This window comes from Nocardia sp. NPDC049526 (assembly GCF_044465765.1).
Lineage (GTDB): Bacteria > Actinomycetota > Actinomycetes > Mycobacteriales > Mycobacteriaceae > Nocardia.
Window position 1 is genome coordinate 351,528 of the sequence record NZ_JBITMA010000007.1, and the last position, 18,768, is coordinate 370,295.

Genomic DNA, 18,768 nt, shown 5'->3' on the forward strand with positions numbered 1-18,768 from the left:
GGCAGTGTCTTAGCCGCGCGGCCCGTGGCTACCGGTGCCGCGTCGTATCGATACCGAGCAACATGCCCGCGCACCGCTGGCTTGTAGGTGACATCAGCAGCGCCTCGGCCGCGCGGCGCGGGCGGTTACCGGTGGCGGGTCGTATCGATACCGAGCGACATGCCCGCAAGTCCGCGACGCCGTACCGCGAGTTTGTCGGCGACCTCGAGCAGTACCTTGGCGGCCGGATTCTCCGGATCGCGCAATACGATCGGAGTGCCCTCGTCGCCCGCCTCGCGCAACTCCTGCTCGATCGGAATCTGGCCCAGCAGTGGCACATTCGCTCCGACGGCCCGGGTGAGACGGTCGGCGACGGATTGGCCGCCACCGGAACCGTAGAGGTCCATCCGGGTGCCGTCGGGCAGATCGAGCCAGGACATATTCTCGATGACGCCCGCGATCCGCTGCCGGGTCTGCAGCGCGATCGCGCCGGCGCGTTCGGCGACCTCGGCGGCCGCCGGCTGCGGCGTGGTGACGACCAGGATCTCCGCATTCGGAATCAGCTGCGCGATGGAGATCGCGACATCGCCGGTGCCGGGCGGGAGATCCAGCAGCAGCACATCGAGATCGCCCCAGAACACATCGGCGAGGAACTGCTGCAGCGCCCGGTGCAGCATCGGCCCGCGCCACACCACCGGCGTATTGCCCTGGGTGAACTGCGCGATGGAGATCAGCTTCACATTGTGCGACTGCGGCGGCATGATCATCCGCTCGACCTGAGTCGGCCGCGCGTCGGTACCGAGCATCCGTGGAATCGAGTGACCGTAGATGTCCGCGTCGAGCACACCGACCGAGAGACCCCGCGCGGCCATCGCGGCGGCGAGATTGACCGTGACACTGGACTTCCCGACACCACCCTTACCGGAGGCCACCGCGTACACGCGGGTGAGCGAACCGGGCTGGGCGAACGGGATGACCGGATCGGCGGAGTCGCCGCGCAACTGCTTGCGCAGATTCGTGCGCTGTTCATCGCTCATCACATCGAGGTCGACCGTGACCGCGCCGACGCCCGCTACGTCGGCCACCGCCTTGGTGACCCGCTGGGTGATCTCGGTGCGCAGCGGGCAGCCCGCCGTCGTCAGGTAGACCTCGATATGGACATTGCTATCGGCACCGATCGCGATGCTCTTCACCATGCCCAGTTCGGTGATCGGTTTGCGGATCTCCGGGTCGTCGACCTTCGCGAGGGCTCCCCGCACATCCACTTCCGTTACCACTGGCATGGCATGAATTTTACGTTGTCTCAGATTCGCGGCAGGTCCCCGGGCTTCGGTGCGGTACCGGAGGCATAGGACCCGGCCCACGCCATCACATTCGCGACATAGGCCATGGAGTTGTTGTAGCGCAGGATTGCCCGGGTCTGCTGGGTGAGATCGCGCATATTCAACCCGCCGTCGCACAGATACCTGCCCGCGGTCAGTGCCGCGTCGAAAAGATTCTGCGGATCGGCGATGCCGTCGCCGTTACCGTCGGCGCCGTAGCGCTTCCAGGTCTCCGGCAGGAACTGCATCGGGCCGATGGCACGGTCGTATCCGCTGAGTCCGTCCAGCGCGCCGCCGTCGGTATCGCGAACGACGTGGTTGCCCGCGAGGCTGCCGTCGAGCACCGGACCGTAGACCGGTGTCAGCGGATTGCCGTCCGCGTCGGCCTTACCACCGAAGGCGTGCGTCGATTCGACCCGGCCGATACCGGCGAGCAGATACCACGGGATTCCGCAGACCGGATTCTCCGCGGCGAGTATGTTTTCGGCATTCTGATAAGCCGCGACTGCCACGCCGGGAATGCCGAGCGGACCGGCTGGCAGGGCGGCCGGGTGCCTACCATCCGGCAGCGCAACGGTTTTCACGATCGGCGGCGCACTCGGTGCCTGCTTTGCCATTGCGTTCGCGACGAATTCGGTCGCCGCCGGTTCCGCGGCGACCGAAAGTCTGGCCGCCTGGTCGTCTTGATCGTCCCCCGGAATGTGTTGCAGGACAGACGATGCGGTCGGATCGCCGGTGCCCGCGGACGCGGCGACGGCCACGAGTCCAGCGGGGACCAATCCGGTCAATGCGATAACGGAGCTGCGCTTGATCGTCGCAGGCGACTGCTTTCGGTGACGCCCCACTGTGCGGTGACCCTCCCATTGACTCGATAACGAGCCCTTCGTGATGGACGAAGTAGAGGGTACCGCATTCGAGACCTTTTTGTTACTGCTTCGTTATCGGGTCTCGGTGTGGCGTCATCTGTTCGATATCAGGCCTGGTCTCAGCCCTGCGGGGCCGGTGCTGGGGCGGGCAGCGGGATCACGATGCCGAACGGGAGCGTGATGCCCGGTGCGGGCGGCGGGGTAGCTGCTTCGGTCTGCGTCGGCTCCGGCGCTTCGGCCACGCCGGGCTCCGGCGTCTTCTCCGGGGAACTCTGCGGTTCGCCCGGCGATTGCGCGGGGGGCTGCGCATTGGGCGCGGGCTGGGCCGCACCGGGCTGGGGCGCACCGGGCTGGGCCGCATCCGGTTGGGCTGGAGCGCAATTGGCGGGTTGCTGTTGCGGCTGCTGCTGATCCGGGTGCTGCTGGTCTTGCTGCTGAGGATCCTTCGGCTCGCCGTTTTCCACAGCACCGTAGGTCTGCGCCGGCGCAATGGGCGACTGTGCCGGATCACCGGGCGCGGGCAGCTGCGCCGGAGCCACCTGCTGCGGAGCGCACGGCGGCTTGGGTACCGGCCGCGGACAGAAGATGCCGCACGGGATCGGTGGCAGACCGGGGATGGTGATCATCACCTCGGTCGGCGTCTGGATGATCACCGTATTCTGCGGCAGTTCGGTTGTGGTGGTGGTCTTCGGTGCCGACGTGGATGCGGCCAACATGTCCGCACCCGTCGTGATCGGTGCGGTACCTGGCGGAATGAGATCGGGGGAGATGCTCACCTGGCTCGGAGTGCCGCCGGTGCGATAGGCCGCCGACCAGCTCAGCACATTGGCGGCGTAGGCGAGCGAGTTGTTATAGCGCAGCACCGCGCGCAGTTCCTGCTGCGGATCGCGCAGGTCCAATCCGCCCGAGCACAGGTACTTGCCCGCGCCGAGCGAGGCGTCGAAGACATTGTGCGGGTCGGCGATACCGTCACCGTTGCCGTCGGCGGCGTACCGGCTCCAGGTGCCGGGCAGGAACTGCATCGGCCCGATGGCGCGCACCGCGCTGCCGTCGGCGGCCTTGATCACCTCGTTGCCCGGTAGCGAGCCGTCCAGCGCGGGTCCGAAGATAGGTGTCACGGTGGTACCCGCGGCGTCGGTACGCCCGCCGCCCGCGTGCAGCGATTCGATCCGCCCGATCCCGGCCAGCAGGCTCCACGACAGACCGCAGCCGGGCATCGAGGATTCCAGCGCGAGTTCGGCATTGCGATAGGCCGCGAGCACGATTTCCGGGATCCCGAGCGCGCCGCCGGCGGCAGGCAGGGCGATGTCGTGCAACGGCACCGAACCCGCGAACAGCGGGGTGCCATCCGCAAGCGGAGTCATTGCTCGAAGTTTGCGGGGAGCCTCCGGCGTTACCGGAAGGAGACCAACTGTCCGGGACAATGCGGCTTCACTGGTGTTGCCGGATGTTCCATCGGCGCCGGACGGGCCGTTCGACGCCGCGAGCAAAGCCTCGGGTGCGGTATCGGGAGTGGTGGATTGTGTGGTGTTGGTACCCGAGCCTGTGGCTACAAGACCGGCGACGACCAGGGCCGAGACGGTTATCGGAGCAGAGATTCGCATTCGGCCACACCAATCCTCTACGTCGTGAGAGCGCCTGTCCGGGACATCCCCTGCCCGTCCGCTCGGGACAACGTCGTCCAGGTTACCCGTGGGTCACAACCTTGTAGAGCATTTCCTGTCAATCGTCAGCAACTGGCGGTGAAACCTGAACTGTGCCCGGCTTTCTGCCGGAGCTTTTCTTGCGGTTGGCCTTGGGCGGTCTATCGGGGCTCGACTCGGAATCCGGTGACTGCGCGGCCTCGATCCGGTCCAGCACCTCTCGCATTTCCTCCAATTCCCTACGCAAGTAGTCGCGCGTAGCAACCTCGCCGACCGCGATCCGCAGCGCCGCGAGTTCGCGGGCAAGGAATTCGGTATCGGCCTTGGTCTGGGCGGCCCTGGTGCGATCCTCCTCCAGCGACACGCGGTCGCGGTTGTCTTGTCTGTTCTGCGCCAACAGGATCAGCGGCGCGGCATAGGCGGCCTGGGTGGAGAACGCGAGATTGAGCAGGATGAACGGATACGGGTCCCAGCGCAGCGCGATCACGAAGATGTTCAGCAGGATCCAGACGATCACCACGATCGTCTGGATCGCGAGATAGCGTCCGGTGCCGAGGAATCGGGCGACCCGTTCGCTGGAGCGGGCCAGCGCCTCGGCGTCGTAGTCGAAGCGGAACCGCGATTCCATCGGCGTTTCCAGGCGCTGGCGCGCCGGAGTCTTCTCACTCGGCATCGACTACCCCCTCGTGACCTGCGACCGCCTCGTGGGCCGTATCTTCTTGCTCGCGCCAATCTTCCGGTAGTAGATGATCGAGCACGTCGTCCACACTGACCGCCCCGAGCAGATGGTTCTCCTCGTCCACCACCGGACCGCAGACCAGGTTGTAGGTGGCGAAATAGCGGGTCACCGCACCGAGCGGGGCATCGGGACGCAGCGGGGCCAGATCGGTATCGAGGATGCCGCCGACCAGGTGTGCAGGGGGTTCGCGCAGCAGTCGCTGCAAATGCACCGAGCCGAGGAAGCGGCCGGTCGGCGTTGCGGTCGGCGGCCGCACCACGAACACCATAGTGGCCAGCGCGGGCGTCAGATCCGGATTGCGCACTCGGGCAAGCGCTTCGGCGACAGTGGTGGCCGGCGTCAGGACCACCGGTTTCGGTGTCATCAGACCACCCGCGGTATCGGGGGAGTGTTCGAGCAGCCTGCGGACTGGTTCGGACTCCTCAGGATCCATCAGTGCCAGCAGCGATTCCCGCTCACCCTTCGGCAGTTCGCCGAGCAGGTCGGCGGCGTCGTCGGGATCCATCGCCTCGAGCACGTCGGCGGCACGGCGCACTTCGAGGTGGCCGAGCAGATCGACCTGGTCGTCGTCGGGAAGTTCCTGCACGACGTCGGCGAGTCGCTCGTCGTCGAGTGCGACAGCCACCTCGATGCGCCGCTTCTCGGGAAGTTCGCGCAGCATATGCGCGACGTCGGCGGGGCGCAGGCCCTCGAACTGCTCGAGCAACTGGGTGACGTCCTGGCCCGGCCTGCCGATCTCGTACGGCGTCAGCCCGCTGACCTGCATCCAGTCCACTACGTGCACGGTCCGGCGGCGGCCGAGCCTGCGATGCCCGCGCACCGCGACCCTAGTGACCCGCCAGTCCCTGGTCCGGGTCTGTTCGATGCCCAGATCGACCACGAGCACATCGACATCCGCGAGATCCGGCAGATCCGGATCATCAACGCGCACCGAAGAATCCACGATCTGCGCGAGTGCGAGCATCTCGCCGGGACGCTGGGTGAAGCGGCGCAGGCTCACCGTGCCGGTATTGAGCGCGACGACTCCGGGTTCGATCGTGGTCACCCGCAGCATCGGTACGAATATTCGGCGCCGGGACGGCAATTCGACAACCAGGCCGTGCACCCGGGGTTGCTGGCGGTCGTAGCGGACGGCCACGACGACGTCGCGGATGCGGCCGATAGACTCGCCGTCCGGGCCGAGTACCACCAGTCCGGCGAGCCTGGCGACGTACACCCTGGTTGCTGCCATGGCTGTCAGGTTAGAGGGTTCGCCGACCGGTACTCACACCATGCCACGATCGACGGGAGTGATCATGAAGCCGCGCCGCTCGGTGCTCGCCTGCCCCGGTAGCAGCAAGAAGATGATCGATAAAGCCAAGGGCTTGCCGGTCGACGAGGTATTTCTCGATCTGGAGGATGCGGTCGCCCCCGCCGCCAAGGCCGAGGCCCGCGCGAATATCGTCGCCGCGCTGAACGACACCGGCTGGGGCGATCAGTTGCGGGTGGTGCGGGTCAACGATTGGACCACCCAGTGGACCTACGCCGACGTGATCACCGTGGTCGAGGGCGCGGGCGCGGCACTCGACGCGATTCTGCTGCCGAAGGTGACCGATGCCGGTCAGGTGCGGGCACTTGACCTGCTGCTCACGCAATTGGAGAAGGCCGGCGGGCTCGAGGTCGGTCGGATCGGAATCGAACCGCAGATCGAGAACGCCATGGGGTTGCGCAATATAGATGAGATCGCCACCGCGAGCCCGCGGGTGCAGACCCTGGTCTTCGGCCCGGCCGACTTCATGGCCAGTATCAATATGCGCACGCTGGTGGTCGGTGAACAGCCCGAGGGTTATGACACCGGCGATGCCTACCACCACATTCTGATGACCATCCTGCTCGCCGCCCGCGCACACGGCCTGCAGGCAATCGACGGCCCCTACCTGCAAATTCGGGATATCGATGGATTCCGCAGGGCGGCCGGGCGCACCGCGGCACTCGGTTTCGACGGTAAATGGGTGTTGCATCCCGGACAGATCGAGGCCGCGAACGAGATCTTCAGTCCGCGCCAGGCCGATTACGACCGCGCCGAGCTGATTCTTGATGCCTATGCCTTCCACACCTCGGAAAAAGGCGGTGCGCGCGGAGCGGTAATGCTCGGCGACGAAATGATCGACGAGGCCAGCGCGAAGATGGCTCAGGTAATCGCTGATAAGGGCCGAGCTGCGGGGATGACGCGCACCACGCGTTTCACACCCCCGAACTCCGGTTCGGAATAGCAGAATAGAGATATGACGAATCCCTTGGGGAACTCGAATCGCGCGCGCCAGGGCCTGCCGACGCCGCCATCGGGCTGGCCGGTCGGCTCGTATCCGACCTATGCCGAGGCGCAGAAGGCGGTCGACTTCCTGGCCGACAACGAGTTCCCTGTGCAAGACGTGACCATCGTCGGCGTGGATCTGATGCAGGTCGAGCGCGTGCTGTACCGACTGACCTGGGGCAAGGTGATCGGCGGTGGGGTGGTTTCGGGCGCGTGGCTCGGCCTGTTCCTCGGCCTGCTATTGAGCTTGTTCACCACCAGTGGCGGTTTCGCGCCGGTGCTGGTCGGCTTGGTCGGCGGCATCATCTTCGGCGTCATCTCTACCTCGATCCCCTACGCGGCGACCAGGGGACAGCGCGATTTCGCCTCCACCATGCAGTTGGTGGCGGGCCGCTATGACGTGCTGTGCGACCCGAAGTCGGCCGAGCAGGCTCGGGACATGCTGGCGCGGTTGGCGATCTGAGCGCATGGAAGTTGTGGACAAGGTCCGCACCGAGGTGCTGGATCACTTCGGTGCCGCCTCGACGGGTGTCGACTCCGCGTCGGTGACGTTCCTGGGCCTGGAGCCCATCGAGATTCTGCGCATTCCCGGCGACGAGCTGGTGCACTACGTGACCCTCGGTGGATCACGTCATCCCATGGGCGATCCCAGTGACCTGCACGCCGACCCGGTGCGTGGGCCGCGGGCCGAATTGGTGCTGACGCTGCGTGCCGGGGTCGGCCCGAGTTCCGGACTCGCCCGCACCCTCGGCGTGCTGGTCGCGGCGCCCGCTGTGGAAGGTGTTGTGCTGCAAGCCGATGCGCTGCTCGATCTGGGCGAGCCGATGTGGCGGGATGCGCCGTTTACCGCGGTGTTGTTGGGGGACAGCGATATTCCCGAGGTCGCGCTGCCCGAACCCGCCGAACCGGTGCGATATTTCGCGGTGGTTCCGGTGACCGCGACCGAGGCGGCCTGGGTGCGGGTGCGCGGGGCGCAGGCGTTGCGTGATGCGTGGGCCGAGGCCGGGATCGATGTGCACGATCCGGCCAGAGGCGCTGCGTCGCTGTAGTTCTCAGAGCCAGTTGTTGCGGTGGAAGTTGACGTACAGACCGGTGCAGATGGTTACGATCAGCAGCAACACGGCCGGATAGCCCCACACCTGTTTCAGCTCCGGCATATGCTCGAAGTTCATGCCGTAGATCCCGGCGATCATCGTCGGCACCGCCGCGATGGCGACCCAGGACGAGATCTTGCGCATATCGGTGTTCTGCTGGACACCGACCTTGGCTAGCGCCGCGGTGATCAGAGCGCTGAGCGCCTCGTCGAAATCGTTGATCCGCTCGGCCACCGCGGTGTGGTGATCGGCGACATCGCGCAGATAACGCCGAATCTCTTTGGGCAATGGCATCGTGGTGTTGCGGCCGAGTGCCTCGAGCGCGGTGCCGAGCGGATTCACCGCCCGACGCAGCTCCACAACCTCTCGCTTGAGCTGGTAGATCGATTCGACGGCCACCGTGCTGCGCGGCGTGAAGACCTCTTCTTCCATTTCGTCGATATCGTTCTCGACCGACTGCGCCACCGCCACATAGGAATCCACAACGTGGTCGGCGACCGCGTGCAGCACCGCACCGGGACCGAGCATGAGCTGGTCGGGGTGATCCTCCAATTCCTTTCGGACACCGGCGAGTCCGGTGTGCTCACCGTGCCGAACGGTCACGGTGAAATTGGGTCCGGTGAAGACCATGATGTCGCCGGTCTCGACGATCTCACTGACCGAATGGATTTCGTGTGGGACGTAGCTGACGGTACGCAAGACGAGGAACAGGGTGTCGTCGTAGCGCTCCAGCTTCGGCCGCTGATGAGCGTGGATGACGTCCTCGACGGCCAACGGGTGCAGGTCGAAGACCTCGGCGATATCGGCCATCTGGTACTCGTCCGGGTCGTGCAGTCCGACCCATACGAATCCGGTTCCGCGATTGTTGACCTCGGCCATCGCGTCCGCATGGCTGAAGTGGCCGGGCAGCCGCCTGCCGTCGACGTACACGGCACAGTCGACCACCGCACGCGCTGTGGGGACCGGGATGCGGGGCAGTTGCGTACGTGCTCGGCTCTGGCTCCGGAAGGACGGTAGCGGCGGAATTGATGGCACCGACCGATGCTACGTCGCGTGCGCGTGCGTGCGCCGGGTGAGCGCACGGTATGAAAGAAGGCGTGCGCATCGACCTCCATACCCATTCGACCGCGTCCGACGGTACCGACACCCCGGCCGAACTCGTCCGCAACGCGGCAGCGGCCGGCCTGGACGTCGTCGCGATCACCGACCACGACACCACCGCGGGGTGGGCCGAAGCGGTCGACGCGCTACCGAACGGATTGACGCTGGTACGCGGCATGGAGATGTCGTGTATCGGGCTCGGTGAGGACGGGTGGCCGGTCCCGGTGCATCTGTTGGCCTACCTCTTCGACCCGACCGACCGGTGTTTCGCCGACGAGCGGGAACGCTTGCGCGCCGAACGCGTGGAGCGGTTGCGCGCGATGGCCGAGCGGATGCGCGAGGACGGACTGCCCATCGATCCGGATGCGGTCCTGGCCTCGGCCGGACCGTCGGCGGGGCGTCCGCATCTGGCGCGCGCACTCGTCGCGGCCGGTGTGGTGCCGACCGTGGACGCGGCCTTCACCGAATTGCTGGCCCCGCACGGCCCCTACTACGCGGAGAAGGCGGATACACCGCTGCGCCGGGCCGTCGAAATGATCGCGACCGCAGGTGGGGTCAGCGTGCTCGCGCACACTCGGGCGCGTAAGCGCGGGCGGCTGCTGGCGATCGACGATATTCGCGAACTGGCCGAACTCGGACTCGGCGGGCTCGAGATCGATCACCCGGACCATTCCGCGGCCGATCGCGCGCTGCTGACGGAGTTGTCCGCCGAACTCGGTCTCATCACCACCGGTTCGTCGGACTATCACGGATCCAACAAAACCATCCGGCTAGGTGAATTCACCACCGACCCCGCGCAATTCGAGGAACTCGCGGGCAAAGCGACGGGCGTGCCGGTGATCGCCTCGTGAGAGTGCTGCGCGGACTCAGCGGAATCGTCGCCGGTGGGATGTTCGTGCTGGCCCTCGTTGTTATCGGCACCGCGGTAATCGCTGCTCGGCGCGGCTTTCCCGGACCCGGCGGCGAATCGGTGACGTGGCATGTCGCCACCTCGGCGATCGGCCTCGGCGCACAGATTTTTTCAGATCGTCATCGGGGATTGGCAGCTTTTTCCGGATCGGTGGTCGTTTTTATTGTCGCCGGGATATTGCTGTGGACGCAGTGGTGGAGCTGATAAATCGGTAATGGTTGCGGTCGCGTGAATTGTGGCCGAACATTTCTCTTTGTGACGGAATTCGAGACGGATGTGCTCGTCCTCGGCGGTGGTCCCGCCGGGACCTGGGCCGCCATCTCCGCCGCCACCGCGGGCGCTCGGGTGACGCTCGTCGACAAGAGCCGCTGCGGTGCGAGCGGGCCGACCGCCGCCGGGACGACCTCGCTGTGGAATATCCCGCCGGGGACCGCGCGAGATGAGGCGGTGCGGCGCGCATACGCACACGGCGGCGGGCTCGCTGAACCGGAATGGATGCTGCGCGTACTCGACGAAACGCATCGGCGGGTCGAACAGCTCGTGGCGTGGGGTTATCGGTTTCCCGGTGAGGGGAACGGCGCAACACCCTTGCGCGTATGCCTCGACGGCGCAGGCTATCTGCGCCGGATGCGCCGCAGCCTGCTCGAAGCCGGAGTGCGCATTCTCGATCATCATCCCGCCCTGCAACTGCTCGTCGATCGCGACGGCGTGGTCGCCGGCGCGGTCGGTGTGCAGCAGCACAACGGCTTTCGGACCTGGACCATCCGAGCCGGGGCGGTCGTCGTCGCCACCGGCGGCTGCGCCTTCCTCTCCGGCGGCGCGGGCACCGATGTGGATACCGGCGACGGACTACTGCTGGCGGCGGAGGCGGGCGCACAACTGTCGGGCATGGAATTCTCCAGCGCCTACGGTCTCGTACCGGTTGCACCCGCACCCCGCGACTCCGCCTTCGCCCCCGGGCTGGCACTGCATTTCGCGACGCTCTACGACGAATCCGGTGCGGAGATCACCGGTCATCGCTCGGCGGCATTCACCGCGATCGCGGATGGCCGCCGGATCTACGCGGCCCTGGATGATGTGCCGTACCCGGTCCGGCGCTGGCTCTCCAGACAGGGGCTGGTCGACCACACCCGCCGGGTACCGCTGCGCGCGGTGCTGGAGGGAACGGTCCGCGGGACCGGCGGGTTGCGCATAGGTGGGACCGACTGCGCGACCACGGTGGCCGGACTCTACGGTGCGGGCGATGTGATGACGCGCGAGCCGATCACCGGCGCGGTCAGCGGCTTCGGTGGTCAGGGCGGAGCATGGGCCATGGCCTCGGGCGTGTGGGCCGGAAAGGGTGCCGCGCGCTTCGCGCGTGGGCGCGGCGTGACGGGTCCGGTGCGCGAGGTGGCCGGTGCGGGACTGAATCCGGTGGCCCGCATCGATCCGCGCGCGGTGGTCGGGTTGGTGCAGGAGCACACGCTGCCATTGCGGCGCAGCTACTGGCGCAGCGCCGGAAGTCTGCGCGACAGCATCGGCGAACTCGACGCCATGTGGCCGGGCGCCGACTTCGATCTCGGTGGCTTCGGTGTCGACCGGTTGCGCGCCAGGCAGGCGGCGGCGCTGCTCGCGGTGGCGCGCTGGACCAAATACAGTGCGCTCGCGCGCACGGAGAGTCGCGGGATGCACCGGCGCACCGATCATCCCGGCGCAGCGGCGGATTGGCGGGTGCGGCTGACCTCCGGCGGACTCGAGGCGGTATGGGTGCGCCCCGGGGTTGCCGATATGACGCCCGAGCCTCCGGCGCGGCCGGAACTCACCGCGGTCGATCCGCTCGCGTTGTGACAGCTCACCGGATACGGCTGCCGAACTGCGAGTTTCTGCTTACCCCCTGGTAATTCCCGCGACCTACCCTCGAAAGATGACGCTCGACCGGGACACGACACGCCGGTTTGGCAATGCGTCCTCCCGGCTGGCAGAATGTTGCGGATTCCCGCCTACGCCACCGCCGGGTTCGGGGACAACGGCGATCACCGCCTCGCGACGCACCGTCGCGACCCGAGGATCCCCATCGTTAGCGACTGCTTGCAGGTCGGTCGAAAAGACCTGCACGTTTTATACGGACACACCCGTCCGACCTTCGCTCTGCGGATCAGTGCCGCGCCACGTTTCGGTAGTAGATCGTCGCATATCCGATGATCTCGGCTCGACCCGAAATGTCCCGGTCAGCGCACTCGATGAGCGTGTGAAATAGCTAATACCCATGTACCCGGCGGTAACCGTCCCCCCGGCTTGTCCGACCCGATCAGGAGTGAAATCGTGTCATCTGTGACTGACGCAGCGAATGCCACCGCAAGCCTTTCCGAAATCACCCAGGAAGAAATTTTCGCGGGCCACCTAGGCGGCAAGCTCTCGGTCGAACTCACCGCACCCTTGGACACCCAGCGCGACCTTTCCATCGCCTACACCCCGGGTGTGGCGAAGGTCAGCCTGGCCATCGCGGAAGACGAGGCGCTGTGCAAGCGCTACACCTGGACCGACCGGCTCGTCGTGGTGGTCAGTGACGGCACCGCGGTGCTCGGTCTCGGTGACATCGGCCCGCGCGGCTCGCTGCCCGTGATGGAGGGCAAGGCGGCGCTGTTCAAGAAGTTCGCCGGACTGAACTCGATCCCGATCGTCCTGGACACCAAGGACGTCGACGAGATCGTGGAGACCATCATCCGGCTGCGCCCGAGCTTCGGCGCGGTGAACCTGGAGGACATCTCGGCGCCGCGCTGCTTCGAGATCGAGCAGCGGCTCATCGAGGCCCTGGACTGCCCGGTCATGCACGACGACCAGCACGGCACCGCCATCGTGGTGCTCGCAGCCCTCAACGGCGCGGCCAAGGTGCAGGGGCGTGCCATCGATCACATGAAGGTCGTGGTGTCCGGCGCCGGCGCGGCCGGTGTCGCATGCACGAACATCCTGCTCGCCGCGGGCGTCAAGGACGTGACCGTGCTCGATTCCAAGGGCATCGTGAACAGCGAGCGCGGCGACCTCAACGAGGTGAAAGCCGAACTGGCACAGCGCACCAACCCGCGCGGCCTCGCCGGCGGTGCGGCCGAGGCGCTGGACGGCGCCGATGTGTTCCTCGGACTCTCCGCGGGCACCATCGCCGAGGAATTGATCGCCTCGATGGCGCCGGAGTCGATCGTGTTCGCCATGTCGAACCCGAACCCGGAGATTCACCCCGATGTCGCGCACAAGTACGCCGCGATCGTGGCCACCGGGCGCAGCGACTTCCCGAACCAGATCAACAATGTCCTCGCGTTCCCCGGCGTCTTCAAGGGCGCGCTGGACGCGGGCGCGCGTCGCATCACCGAGGGCATGAAGATCGCCGCCGCCGATGCCATCCTCGGGGTGGTCGCCGATGAGATCGCTCCGGACAAGATCGTGCCGAGCCCGCTCGACCCGCGCGTCGCCCCGGCCGTCGCCGAGGCCGTGGCCGCCGCCGCCCGCGCGGAGGGCGTCGCGTAATTCCGACCCGGAAATACGGGGCTGCTCACTCAAGTGGGCAGCCCCGTATTGCGTTGTGCGGGTTGATCAGTGCGGAACGAAGACGGCCGAGACGAATTCTGCGATTTCGGCGTCGCTGAGGTTCTTGGCGATATCGGATTCGCAGATCATGCCGACGAGTCGCTTCTTGTTGTCGATCACCGGCAGCCGTTTGATCCGATCGTGCTCCATCATGTCGAGAACCTCGCGGACGTCGGCATCGGCGGATATCCAGCGCGGGGTGCCCTCGGCCAGATCCCCGGCCCGTACCTTGCTCGGATCATGGCCCATCGCAATGCATTTCACGACGATGTCGCGATCGGTCAGCATCCCGACGAGCCGGTCGTCGCTGCCGATCGGCAGTGCGCCGATATCCAGCCTGCGCATCATCTGCGCGGCCCGATCCAGCGTTTCGTCGGCGGGGATCCACTCCGCGTTTTCGTGCATGATGTCGCGCGCCTTCATAGAGCGACTGTTCACGGTACGCCTCCTGGTCTCGGATGAGTGATCCCGCAGAATTCGGCTCCGCTATCGTGCGTCGAGCATCCGCGAAGCAAACTCCTGCGGCCACGTCACATCGTGACCCATGTCACATCATTGGTCAATGCCGGGGCGGTCAGCGCAGGCGAGCGGTCATCGGCGCGACGCCGTCGCCTGCCAGCAGGTCCATTGCCGCTGTGCGGCCGGTGGCCAGGAGTAACAGTGCGGTGATCGGGCCGCGGATCTCCGGTCCGCTGCCGTGGGTCCAGTCGACGTCGGATGCGACCAAGCGGATGCCGTCGAGGCGGTGTTTGTCCCATACCGGCCATCCGACGGTTACCGCATGGGCGGTCGCGGCGGCCGCGGCCGCTGGTTCGATCTCGATTGTGCGACCGAGCGGAATCGCGATGTCCTGACCGTGCACCATCGTGTCGAACAGGATATTGCGATAGTTGGTGAGCTTGGGCAGCTTCCGGGAATCGGCGTTGCCGTGGATCGCCGAAACAAGTTCTGCGGCTGGATGTTTCGCGTAGCGCCTGGTGAGGTCATCGATGAACCGGTTGTAGTTGCCGCGCGCGCGGATCCCGGTGCGGACCATGACGCCGATCGGGGGCGGCTGCGGTGTCAGCGCGATGTGTGCGGCGACCTCCCGGACTCGCCAGCCCGCGCACAATGACGGTGTTTCCCACTCGTCGGCCGAAAGGTCGGCCAGCAGGTCGGCAATCGCGCGCCGCTGCTGTTCGATGGTCTGCCAACATGTTTCGCGGTCCATGGTGCGCTCCCGGGTTTGGACCTCTTGTAAGATTGGTCAGATAGACTTACCAATATAGTAAGCTTATCTGATCAACGTCAAGGAGTGGGATGGCCGACGACGATATGAATGTGGGCCTGCTGATGTTCATTGCCCACCGATCGATGGAAGACCGGATCTTCGCCGATCTCGCCGAGTCCGGATACGACGATGTCACCGTCGCCCAGGGGCGGCTCGCGGCGCGCATCGGTCCCGATGGCAGCCGCCTGACCGAATTGGCCGAGCAGGCCCAGGTCACCAAGCAAACCGCCGGATTCCTGGTCGATCAGCTCGAGCGCGCCGGCTACGTGCGGCGAGTGCCGGACCCGAGCGACGGTCGGGCACGGTTGGTCGTGCTGTCCGAACGCGGGGCGAAGATGGCGGCATACGCGAACTCCGTCGCCGATCGGATCGAGGCCGAGTGGGCGACGCACCTCGGTGCGCAGCGCATGCGGCAGCTGCGCGAGACGCTGGCCCGGCTGCGCGAGATCACCGATCCCTATGCCTGAGTTCTAGTCCGCGGTCTGCAGGATTCCGGCAGGGGTGACGGGCAGCTGAGAGGTGCGGCGCAGGCGGCCCGTGCCGGGAGCGCTTGCCCAGACCACGAAAGCCAGCAGGCCGTCCACGACCATGGCGAGGACCGCGACCAGCAGGGCTCCCACGAGGACCCGGTCGTAGCGGTAGACGGCGATGCCGTCGAAGATGTAGCGGCCCAGACCGCCCAGGTTGACGAAGGCGGCGATGGTGGCGGTGGCGATGACCTGCAGGGTGGCCCCGCGCAGGCCGGTGAGCAGGATCGGCAGTGCGTTGGGGACCTCGACGCGGAACAGGATCTGGCGCTCGGTCATGCCCATCGCGCGTGATGCGTCCACGACATCGGCCGCGACATTGGCGATTCCGGCGTAGGCACCGGCCAGCAGCGGCGGGATGCCGACCGTGACGAGTGCGAGCAACGGCGGAATCAGGCCGAGTCCCAGGCCGAGGACCAGGAAGGTGAGCAGGCCGAGAGTGGGCAGGGCGCGCATGGCATTGGCGAATCCGACCAGCAGCGCGGAACCGCGACGGGTGTGCCCGATCACCAGCCCGAGCGGGAGCGCGACGGCCGCGGAGACGACGACGGTCAGGAAGCTGTACCAGAGGTGCTCGGCGATGCGGTGTTGGATACCCGCCGGGCCGCTCCAGTTCGCGCCGTCGGTGAAGTAGTGCCAGGCATCGATGAAAAGGTTCATACCGCAGCTCCTTTCGCCGTCCTGGTGTCCGCGCGCGTCCACGGGGTCGCCCATCGTCCGATGGCGTACACCAGGCGGTCGAAGATCAGTGCCAGCGCCAGCGTCACGATGATGCCCGCGATGATCTCGTCCGGATAGTCGCGCTGATAGCCCTGGGTGAAGAGTTTGCCGAGCCCGCCGACACCGATCAGCGCGCCGACCGAAACCATGGCGATATTCGTGACCACCACAACGCGCAGGCTGGACACGAAAACCGGTATGGCCAAAGGCATATCGACGGTCACGGTGCGCCGCAGCGAACTGAAGCCGACGGCGTCCGCGGCGTCGATGACGGTGGGCGACACCGAATCCAGTGCCGTCGGCACCGCGATCACCAGCAGCGCCGTCGAATACACGGTGAGCGCGATGATCACATTCAGCGGATCGATGGTCGAAATTCCGGCCAGTGGCGGAATGATCACGAACAGGGCCAGCGACGGAATGGTGTACGACAGACTGGCCACTGTCACCGTGACGCGTCGCAGCCACAAGATCCGGCGCACCAACGCACCCACCGGAATCGCGATGATCAACCCGAGCACAAGCGGAACCAACGCGAGATACAGATGGGTCTTGGTGAAACCCATGATCTCGGAGAAGTTGTCGATCAGATACTTCATGCGTTTTCGGTTTCGAAGAAATGCCGATTGCGCTCGTCGTCCTCCACCGTGCGCTGCCCGGCGAGCTGCTCGAGTACCTCCGGAGCCCTGACACCGCCCCGGGCCGCACCGGAATCGTCAACGGCCACACCGATTCCCGACGGTGAGGAGATCGCCGCGTCAAGTGCCTGCCGGAGGTCGCCGTCCGGCGGGAAGAGCGATCCACCCGCGGAGATGCTGTCGTGCAATGCCCGCCCGGCCCGAATGCTCTCGACGCCGGTGACATCGATCCACCCGCGCGGAACACCGGAATCAGTGACCACCAATACCCATTCGCCCCGGTCCAACCGCAATTCGGCGAGTTCGGGTTCGGTCGCGGTGCGAATCTCGTGCAGTGTCAGACTATCCGCACTGCGGAACGACAGTGCGCGATAGCCGCGATCACGTCCGACGAAGCCGGCCACGAAATCTGTTGCGGGCGAGGCCAGTACGCGCTGTGGTTCGTCGTACTGCTGTAGGACGCCACCCGGTCCGAATACCGCGATCCGGTCGCCGAGTTTCACCGCCTCATCGATGTCATGGGTGACGAAGACGATGGTTTTGCGCAATTCCGCTTGCAGCCGCAGCATTTCGGCCTGCAACTCCTCGCGTACCACCGGGTCGACCGCGCTGAAGGGTTCGTCCATCAAAAGCACCGGCGGATCCGCGGCCAGTGCCCTGGCCACCCCGACCCGCTGCTGCTGTCCGCCGGAGAGTTGGGCGGGATAGCGGTTGGCCAGCGATCGGTCCAACCCGACCCGGTCCAGCACCTCGAGTGCCGCCGTGCGGGCCGCGCGGCGCCGAACTCCTTGCAGCACAGGCACGGTCGCGACATTGTCGACGACGGTGCGATGCGGCAGGAGTCCGGCGCTCTGGATCACGTATCCGATACCGAGCCGCAACTCGACCGGATTCACCGTCGAAATATCCGCGCCGCCAACGGTGATGGTTCCCGAACTGGGTGTGATCATCCGGTTGATCATGCGCATCGAGGTGGTCTTGCCGCAGCCCGACGGCCCGACGAAGACGGTGAACGAACCGGATTCGATGCGTAGATCGAGTTCGGAGACGGCGTGCGTGCCGTCCGGATAGGTCTTGCTGATACGGCTGAATTCGATATCGGACACGCTGGCTCCTACCCGGTGGGCTTGTTCAGCCCTTGGGCGGCGACCCATTGTTGTGCTGCAGCCTTGGGTTCGGTCTTGCTGCTACCGGAGACCGCCTCGTTGAGCTTCAGCAGTTCGTCGGTGGTGAGTTTCGCGGAGACCGCGTTGAGCGCGGCGAGCGCCTTATCGGTCTTCTTGGCGGAGTTGAACAGCGGCACGACATTCTGGGCGGGGAAGTTGTGCTTCGGATCCTCCAGGACCACCAGATTGTTCTGCGCGATCGCCGGGGAGGTGGTGAAGATATTGGCCGCGGTCACCGCGCCCTCGACCAATGCGCGCACCGTCGCGGGTCCGCCGCCGTCGGCGATCGGCACGAAATTGTTCGCGGCGATATCCAGGTTGTAGTTCTTCTTCAGACCGGGCAGACCGCCCGCGCGCTCCTGGAATTCGGCGGGCGCACCGAATTTCACCTCGGCCGAATGTGCGGCCAGATCGGCGATGCTGTGCAGGTTCCAGCGCTCCGCGGTGGCCTTGGTGACCACGACCGCGTCCGAGTCCTGGCCCGGGGCCGGGGTGCCGACGGCGAGATCGGAGCCGAGTGCCTTGGTGAGGGCGGCGTCGATATCGGCTGCGCTTGCCGCGGTCGCGTTCTTGTCCAGGTACTGCAGCAGGTTGCCGTTGTACTCCGGAATTACCGAGATCGCGCACTGGCGCAGTGCCGGGATATACGCTTCGCGGCTACCGATATTGAGTTTGGTGTCGACATTGAATCCGTTGGCGCGCAACACTTCCGCGTAGATATTCGCGACCGTTTCCGATTCCGGGAAGTTCGCCGAGCCGACGGTCAGCCCGTCGCCCTCGCAATTGCCCTTGGCCGCAAGCGGATCGGAGTTACCACAGGCGGACAGGATCATGGCGGCGGCCAATGCCGCGGCGGCGACGAGAATGCGGGCGGCGCGCAGCGTCAGCCGCAGCGCGAACCGCCCGGGCCGCGCGGCATCGGGGTTGATCGTGGTTTTCACT

General features: G+C 66.2%; 20 protein-coding genes. 8 read left to right on the forward strand and 12 right to left on the reverse strand.

Annotated elements, in window-relative coordinates:
* Positions 1-125: 125 nt before the first annotated feature.
* From ACIBW7_RS23670 to ACIBW7_RS23690, 5 genes are all read right to left on the reverse strand, one after another.
* Complete coding sequence (locus ACIBW7_RS23670; protein ID WP_397049645.1) at positions 126-1,262, reverse strand: Mrp/NBP35 family ATP-binding protein; 1,137 nt, start codon at positions 1,260-1,262, stop codon at positions 126-128.
* A gap of 20 nt (positions 1,263-1,282) precedes the next feature.
* Positions 1,283-2,146 carry a lytic transglycosylase domain-containing protein gene (locus ACIBW7_RS23675; RefSeq protein ID WP_397049647.1) on the reverse strand — a complete coding sequence of 288 codons (864 nt, stop codon included), beginning with the start codon at positions 2,144-2,146 and terminating at the stop codon, positions 1,283-1,285.
* Positions 2,147-2,286: 140 nt separating this feature from the next.
* Entirely contained in the window at positions 2,287-3,531 is a 1,245-nt protein-coding gene (locus ACIBW7_RS23680; protein ID WP_397049649.1) for a lytic murein transglycosylase, read from the reverse strand.
* A gap of 358 nt (positions 3,532-3,889) precedes the next feature.
* Positions 3,890-4,483 (reverse strand): DUF1003 domain-containing protein, encoded by a 594-nt coding sequence (locus tag ACIBW7_RS23685; protein WP_397049651.1) that lies wholly within the window; start codon positions 4,481-4,483, stop codon positions 3,890-3,892.
* Positions 4,473-5,780 carry a magnesium transporter MgtE N-terminal domain-containing protein gene (locus ACIBW7_RS23690; RefSeq protein WP_397049653.1) on the reverse strand — a complete coding sequence of 436 codons (1,308 nt, stop codon included), beginning with the start codon at positions 5,778-5,780 and terminating at the stop codon, positions 4,473-4,475. The genes ACIBW7_RS23685 and ACIBW7_RS23690 overlap by 11 nt, the downstream gene beginning before the upstream one ends.
* Before the next feature lie 64 nt (positions 5,781-5,844).
* On the opposite strand from ACIBW7_RS23690, the gene ACIBW7_RS23695 reads away from it, so the two are divergent.
* The 3 genes from ACIBW7_RS23695 to ACIBW7_RS23705 are packed head-to-tail and all read left to right on the forward strand — an operon-like array spanning position 5,845 to position 7,891.
* Positions 5,845-6,801 (forward strand): HpcH/HpaI aldolase/citrate lyase family protein, encoded by a 957-nt coding sequence (locus ACIBW7_RS23695; RefSeq protein WP_397049655.1) that lies wholly within the window; start codon positions 5,845-5,847, stop codon positions 6,799-6,801.
* 12 nt (positions 6,802-6,813) lie between these two features.
* Positions 6,814-7,305, forward strand: coding sequence for a general stress protein (locus ACIBW7_RS23700; protein WP_327093533.1), 492 nt, complete (start codon positions 6,814-6,816; stop codon positions 7,303-7,305).
* Between the two features lie 4 nt (positions 7,306-7,309).
* Positions 7,310-7,891 carry a suppressor of fused domain protein gene (locus ACIBW7_RS23705; RefSeq protein ID WP_084509616.1) on the forward strand — a complete coding sequence of 194 codons (582 nt, stop codon included), beginning with the start codon at positions 7,310-7,312 and terminating at the stop codon, positions 7,889-7,891.
* Positions 7,892-7,894: 3 nt separating this feature from the next.
* On the opposite strand, the gene ACIBW7_RS23710 is transcribed toward ACIBW7_RS23705, so the two are convergent.
* Positions 7,895-8,971 (reverse strand): magnesium and cobalt transport protein CorA, encoded by a 1,077-nt coding sequence (locus ACIBW7_RS23710; protein WP_397049658.1) that lies wholly within the window; start codon positions 8,969-8,971, stop codon positions 7,895-7,897.
* A 62-nt stretch (positions 8,972-9,033) separates the two neighbouring features.
* On the opposite strand from ACIBW7_RS23710, the gene ACIBW7_RS23715 reads away from it, so the two are divergent.
* From ACIBW7_RS23715 to ACIBW7_RS23730, 4 genes are all read left to right on the forward strand, one after another.
* A complete protein-coding gene (locus ACIBW7_RS23715; protein ID WP_397049660.1) occupies positions 9,034-9,888 on the forward strand; it encodes a PHP domain-containing protein in 855 nt (284 codons plus the stop codon).
* 2 nt (positions 9,889-9,890) lie between these two features.
* Positions 9,891-10,151 carry a hypothetical protein gene (locus ACIBW7_RS23720; RefSeq protein WP_397049662.1) on the forward strand — a complete coding sequence of 87 codons (261 nt, stop codon included), beginning with the start codon at positions 9,891-9,893 and terminating at the stop codon, positions 10,149-10,151.
* 51 nt (positions 10,152-10,202) lie between these two features.
* The gene (locus tag ACIBW7_RS23725; RefSeq protein ID WP_397049664.1) at positions 10,203-11,774 is read left to right on the forward strand and encodes an FAD-binding protein; all 1,572 of its coding nucleotides are present in this window, start codon (positions 10,203-10,205) and stop codon (positions 11,772-11,774) included.
* Positions 11,775-12,248: 474 nt separating this feature from the next.
* On the forward strand, positions 12,249-13,445 hold the full coding sequence (locus ACIBW7_RS23730) for an NADP-dependent malic enzyme (RefSeq protein WP_397049666.1): 1,197 nt from the start codon (positions 12,249-12,251) through the stop codon (positions 13,443-13,445).
* Positions 13,446-13,511: 66 nt separating this feature from the next.
* Here ACIBW7_RS23730 and ACIBW7_RS23735 read toward each other — a convergent pair whose 3' ends face one another.
* Together ACIBW7_RS23735 and ACIBW7_RS23740 are read right to left on the reverse strand one after the other, a co-directional pair.
* Positions 13,512-13,928, reverse strand: coding sequence for a CBS domain-containing protein (locus ACIBW7_RS23735; RefSeq protein ID WP_063047190.1), 417 nt, complete (start codon positions 13,926-13,928; stop codon positions 13,512-13,514).
* Positions 13,929-14,079: 151 nt separating this feature from the next.
* Complete coding sequence (locus ACIBW7_RS23740; RefSeq protein WP_397049668.1) at positions 14,080-14,715, reverse strand: maleylpyruvate isomerase family mycothiol-dependent enzyme; 636 nt, start codon at positions 14,713-14,715, stop codon at positions 14,080-14,082.
* 89 nt (positions 14,716-14,804) lie between these two features.
* On the opposite strand from ACIBW7_RS23740, the gene ACIBW7_RS23745 reads away from it, so the two are divergent.
* Positions 14,805-15,242, forward strand: a complete 438-nt coding sequence (locus tag ACIBW7_RS23745) for a MarR family winged helix-turn-helix transcriptional regulator (protein WP_397049670.1) — start codon at positions 14,805-14,807, stop codon at positions 15,240-15,242.
* 3 nt (positions 15,243-15,245) lie between these two features.
* Here the strand turns inward: ACIBW7_RS23745 and ACIBW7_RS23750 are convergent, their stop codons facing one another.
* The 4 genes from ACIBW7_RS23750 to ACIBW7_RS23765 are packed head-to-tail and all read right to left on the reverse strand — an operon-like array spanning position 15,246 to position 18,707.
* Positions 15,246-15,962, reverse strand: coding sequence for an ABC transporter permease (locus tag ACIBW7_RS23750; protein ID WP_397049672.1), 717 nt, complete (start codon positions 15,960-15,962; stop codon positions 15,246-15,248).
* Complete coding sequence (locus tag ACIBW7_RS23755) at positions 15,959-16,621, reverse strand: ABC transporter permease (RefSeq protein WP_397049675.1); 663 nt, start codon at positions 16,619-16,621, stop codon at positions 15,959-15,961. The genes ACIBW7_RS23750 and ACIBW7_RS23755 overlap by 4 nt, the downstream gene beginning before the upstream one ends.
* Positions 16,618-17,814, reverse strand: coding sequence for an ABC transporter ATP-binding protein (locus tag ACIBW7_RS23760; RefSeq protein WP_397049677.1), 1,197 nt, complete (start codon positions 17,812-17,814; stop codon positions 16,618-16,620). Before ACIBW7_RS23760 ends, ACIBW7_RS23755 begins: the two co-directional genes overlap by 4 nt.
* On the reverse strand, positions 17,775-18,707 hold the full coding sequence (locus tag ACIBW7_RS23765; protein WP_397049982.1) for an ABC transporter substrate-binding protein: 933 nt from the start codon (positions 18,705-18,707) through the stop codon (positions 17,775-17,777). Before ACIBW7_RS23765 ends, ACIBW7_RS23760 begins: the two co-directional genes overlap by 40 nt.
* Positions 18,708-18,768: the final 61 nt, after the last annotated feature.

Coding starts and splice junctions, on each gene's coding strand:
- ACIBW7_RS23760 (WP_397049677.1), bottom strand. CDS start 17,814: ATGGGTCGCCGCCCAAGGGCTGAACAAGCCCACCGGGTAGGAGCCAGC.
- ACIBW7_RS23695 (WP_397049655.1), top strand. CDS start 5,845: ATGAAGCCGCGCCGCTCGGTGCTCGCCTGCCCCGGTAGCAGCAAGAAG.
- ACIBW7_RS23735 (WP_063047190.1), bottom strand. CDS start 13,928: ATGAAGGCGCGCGACATCATGCACGAAAACGCGGAGTGGATCCCCGCC.
- ACIBW7_RS23685 (WP_397049651.1), bottom strand. CDS start 4,483: ATGCCGAGTGAGAAGACTCCGGCGCGCCAGCGCCTGGAAACGCCGATG.
- ACIBW7_RS23705 (WP_084509616.1), top strand. CDS start 7,310: ATGGAAGTTGTGGACAAGGTCCGCACCGAGGTGCTGGATCACTTCGGT.
- ACIBW7_RS23740 (WP_397049668.1), bottom strand. CDS start 14,715: ATGGACCGCGAAACATGTTGGCAGACCATCGAACAGCAGCGGCGCGCG.
- ACIBW7_RS23750 (WP_397049672.1), bottom strand. CDS start 15,962: ATGAACCTTTTCATCGATGCCTGGCACTACTTCACCGACGGCGCGAAC.
- ACIBW7_RS23745 (WP_397049670.1), top strand. CDS start 14,805: ATGGCCGACGACGATATGAATGTGGGCCTGCTGATGTTCATTGCCCAC.
- ACIBW7_RS23690 (WP_397049653.1), bottom strand. CDS start 5,780: ATGGCAGCAACCAGGGTGTACGTCGCCAGGCTCGCCGGACTGGTGGTA.
- ACIBW7_RS23680 (WP_397049649.1), bottom strand. CDS start 3,531: ATGACTCCGCTTGCGGATGGCACCCCGCTGTTCGCGGGTTCGGTGCCG.
- ACIBW7_RS23670 (WP_397049645.1), bottom strand. CDS start 1,262: ATGCCAGTGGTAACGGAAGTGGATGTGCGGGGAGCCCTCGCGAAGGTC.
- ACIBW7_RS23755 (WP_397049675.1), bottom strand. CDS start 16,621: ATGAAGTATCTGATCGACAACTTCTCCGAGATCATGGGTTTCACCAAG.
- ACIBW7_RS23700 (WP_327093533.1), top strand. CDS start 6,814: ATGACGAATCCCTTGGGGAACTCGAATCGCGCGCGCCAGGGCCTGCCG.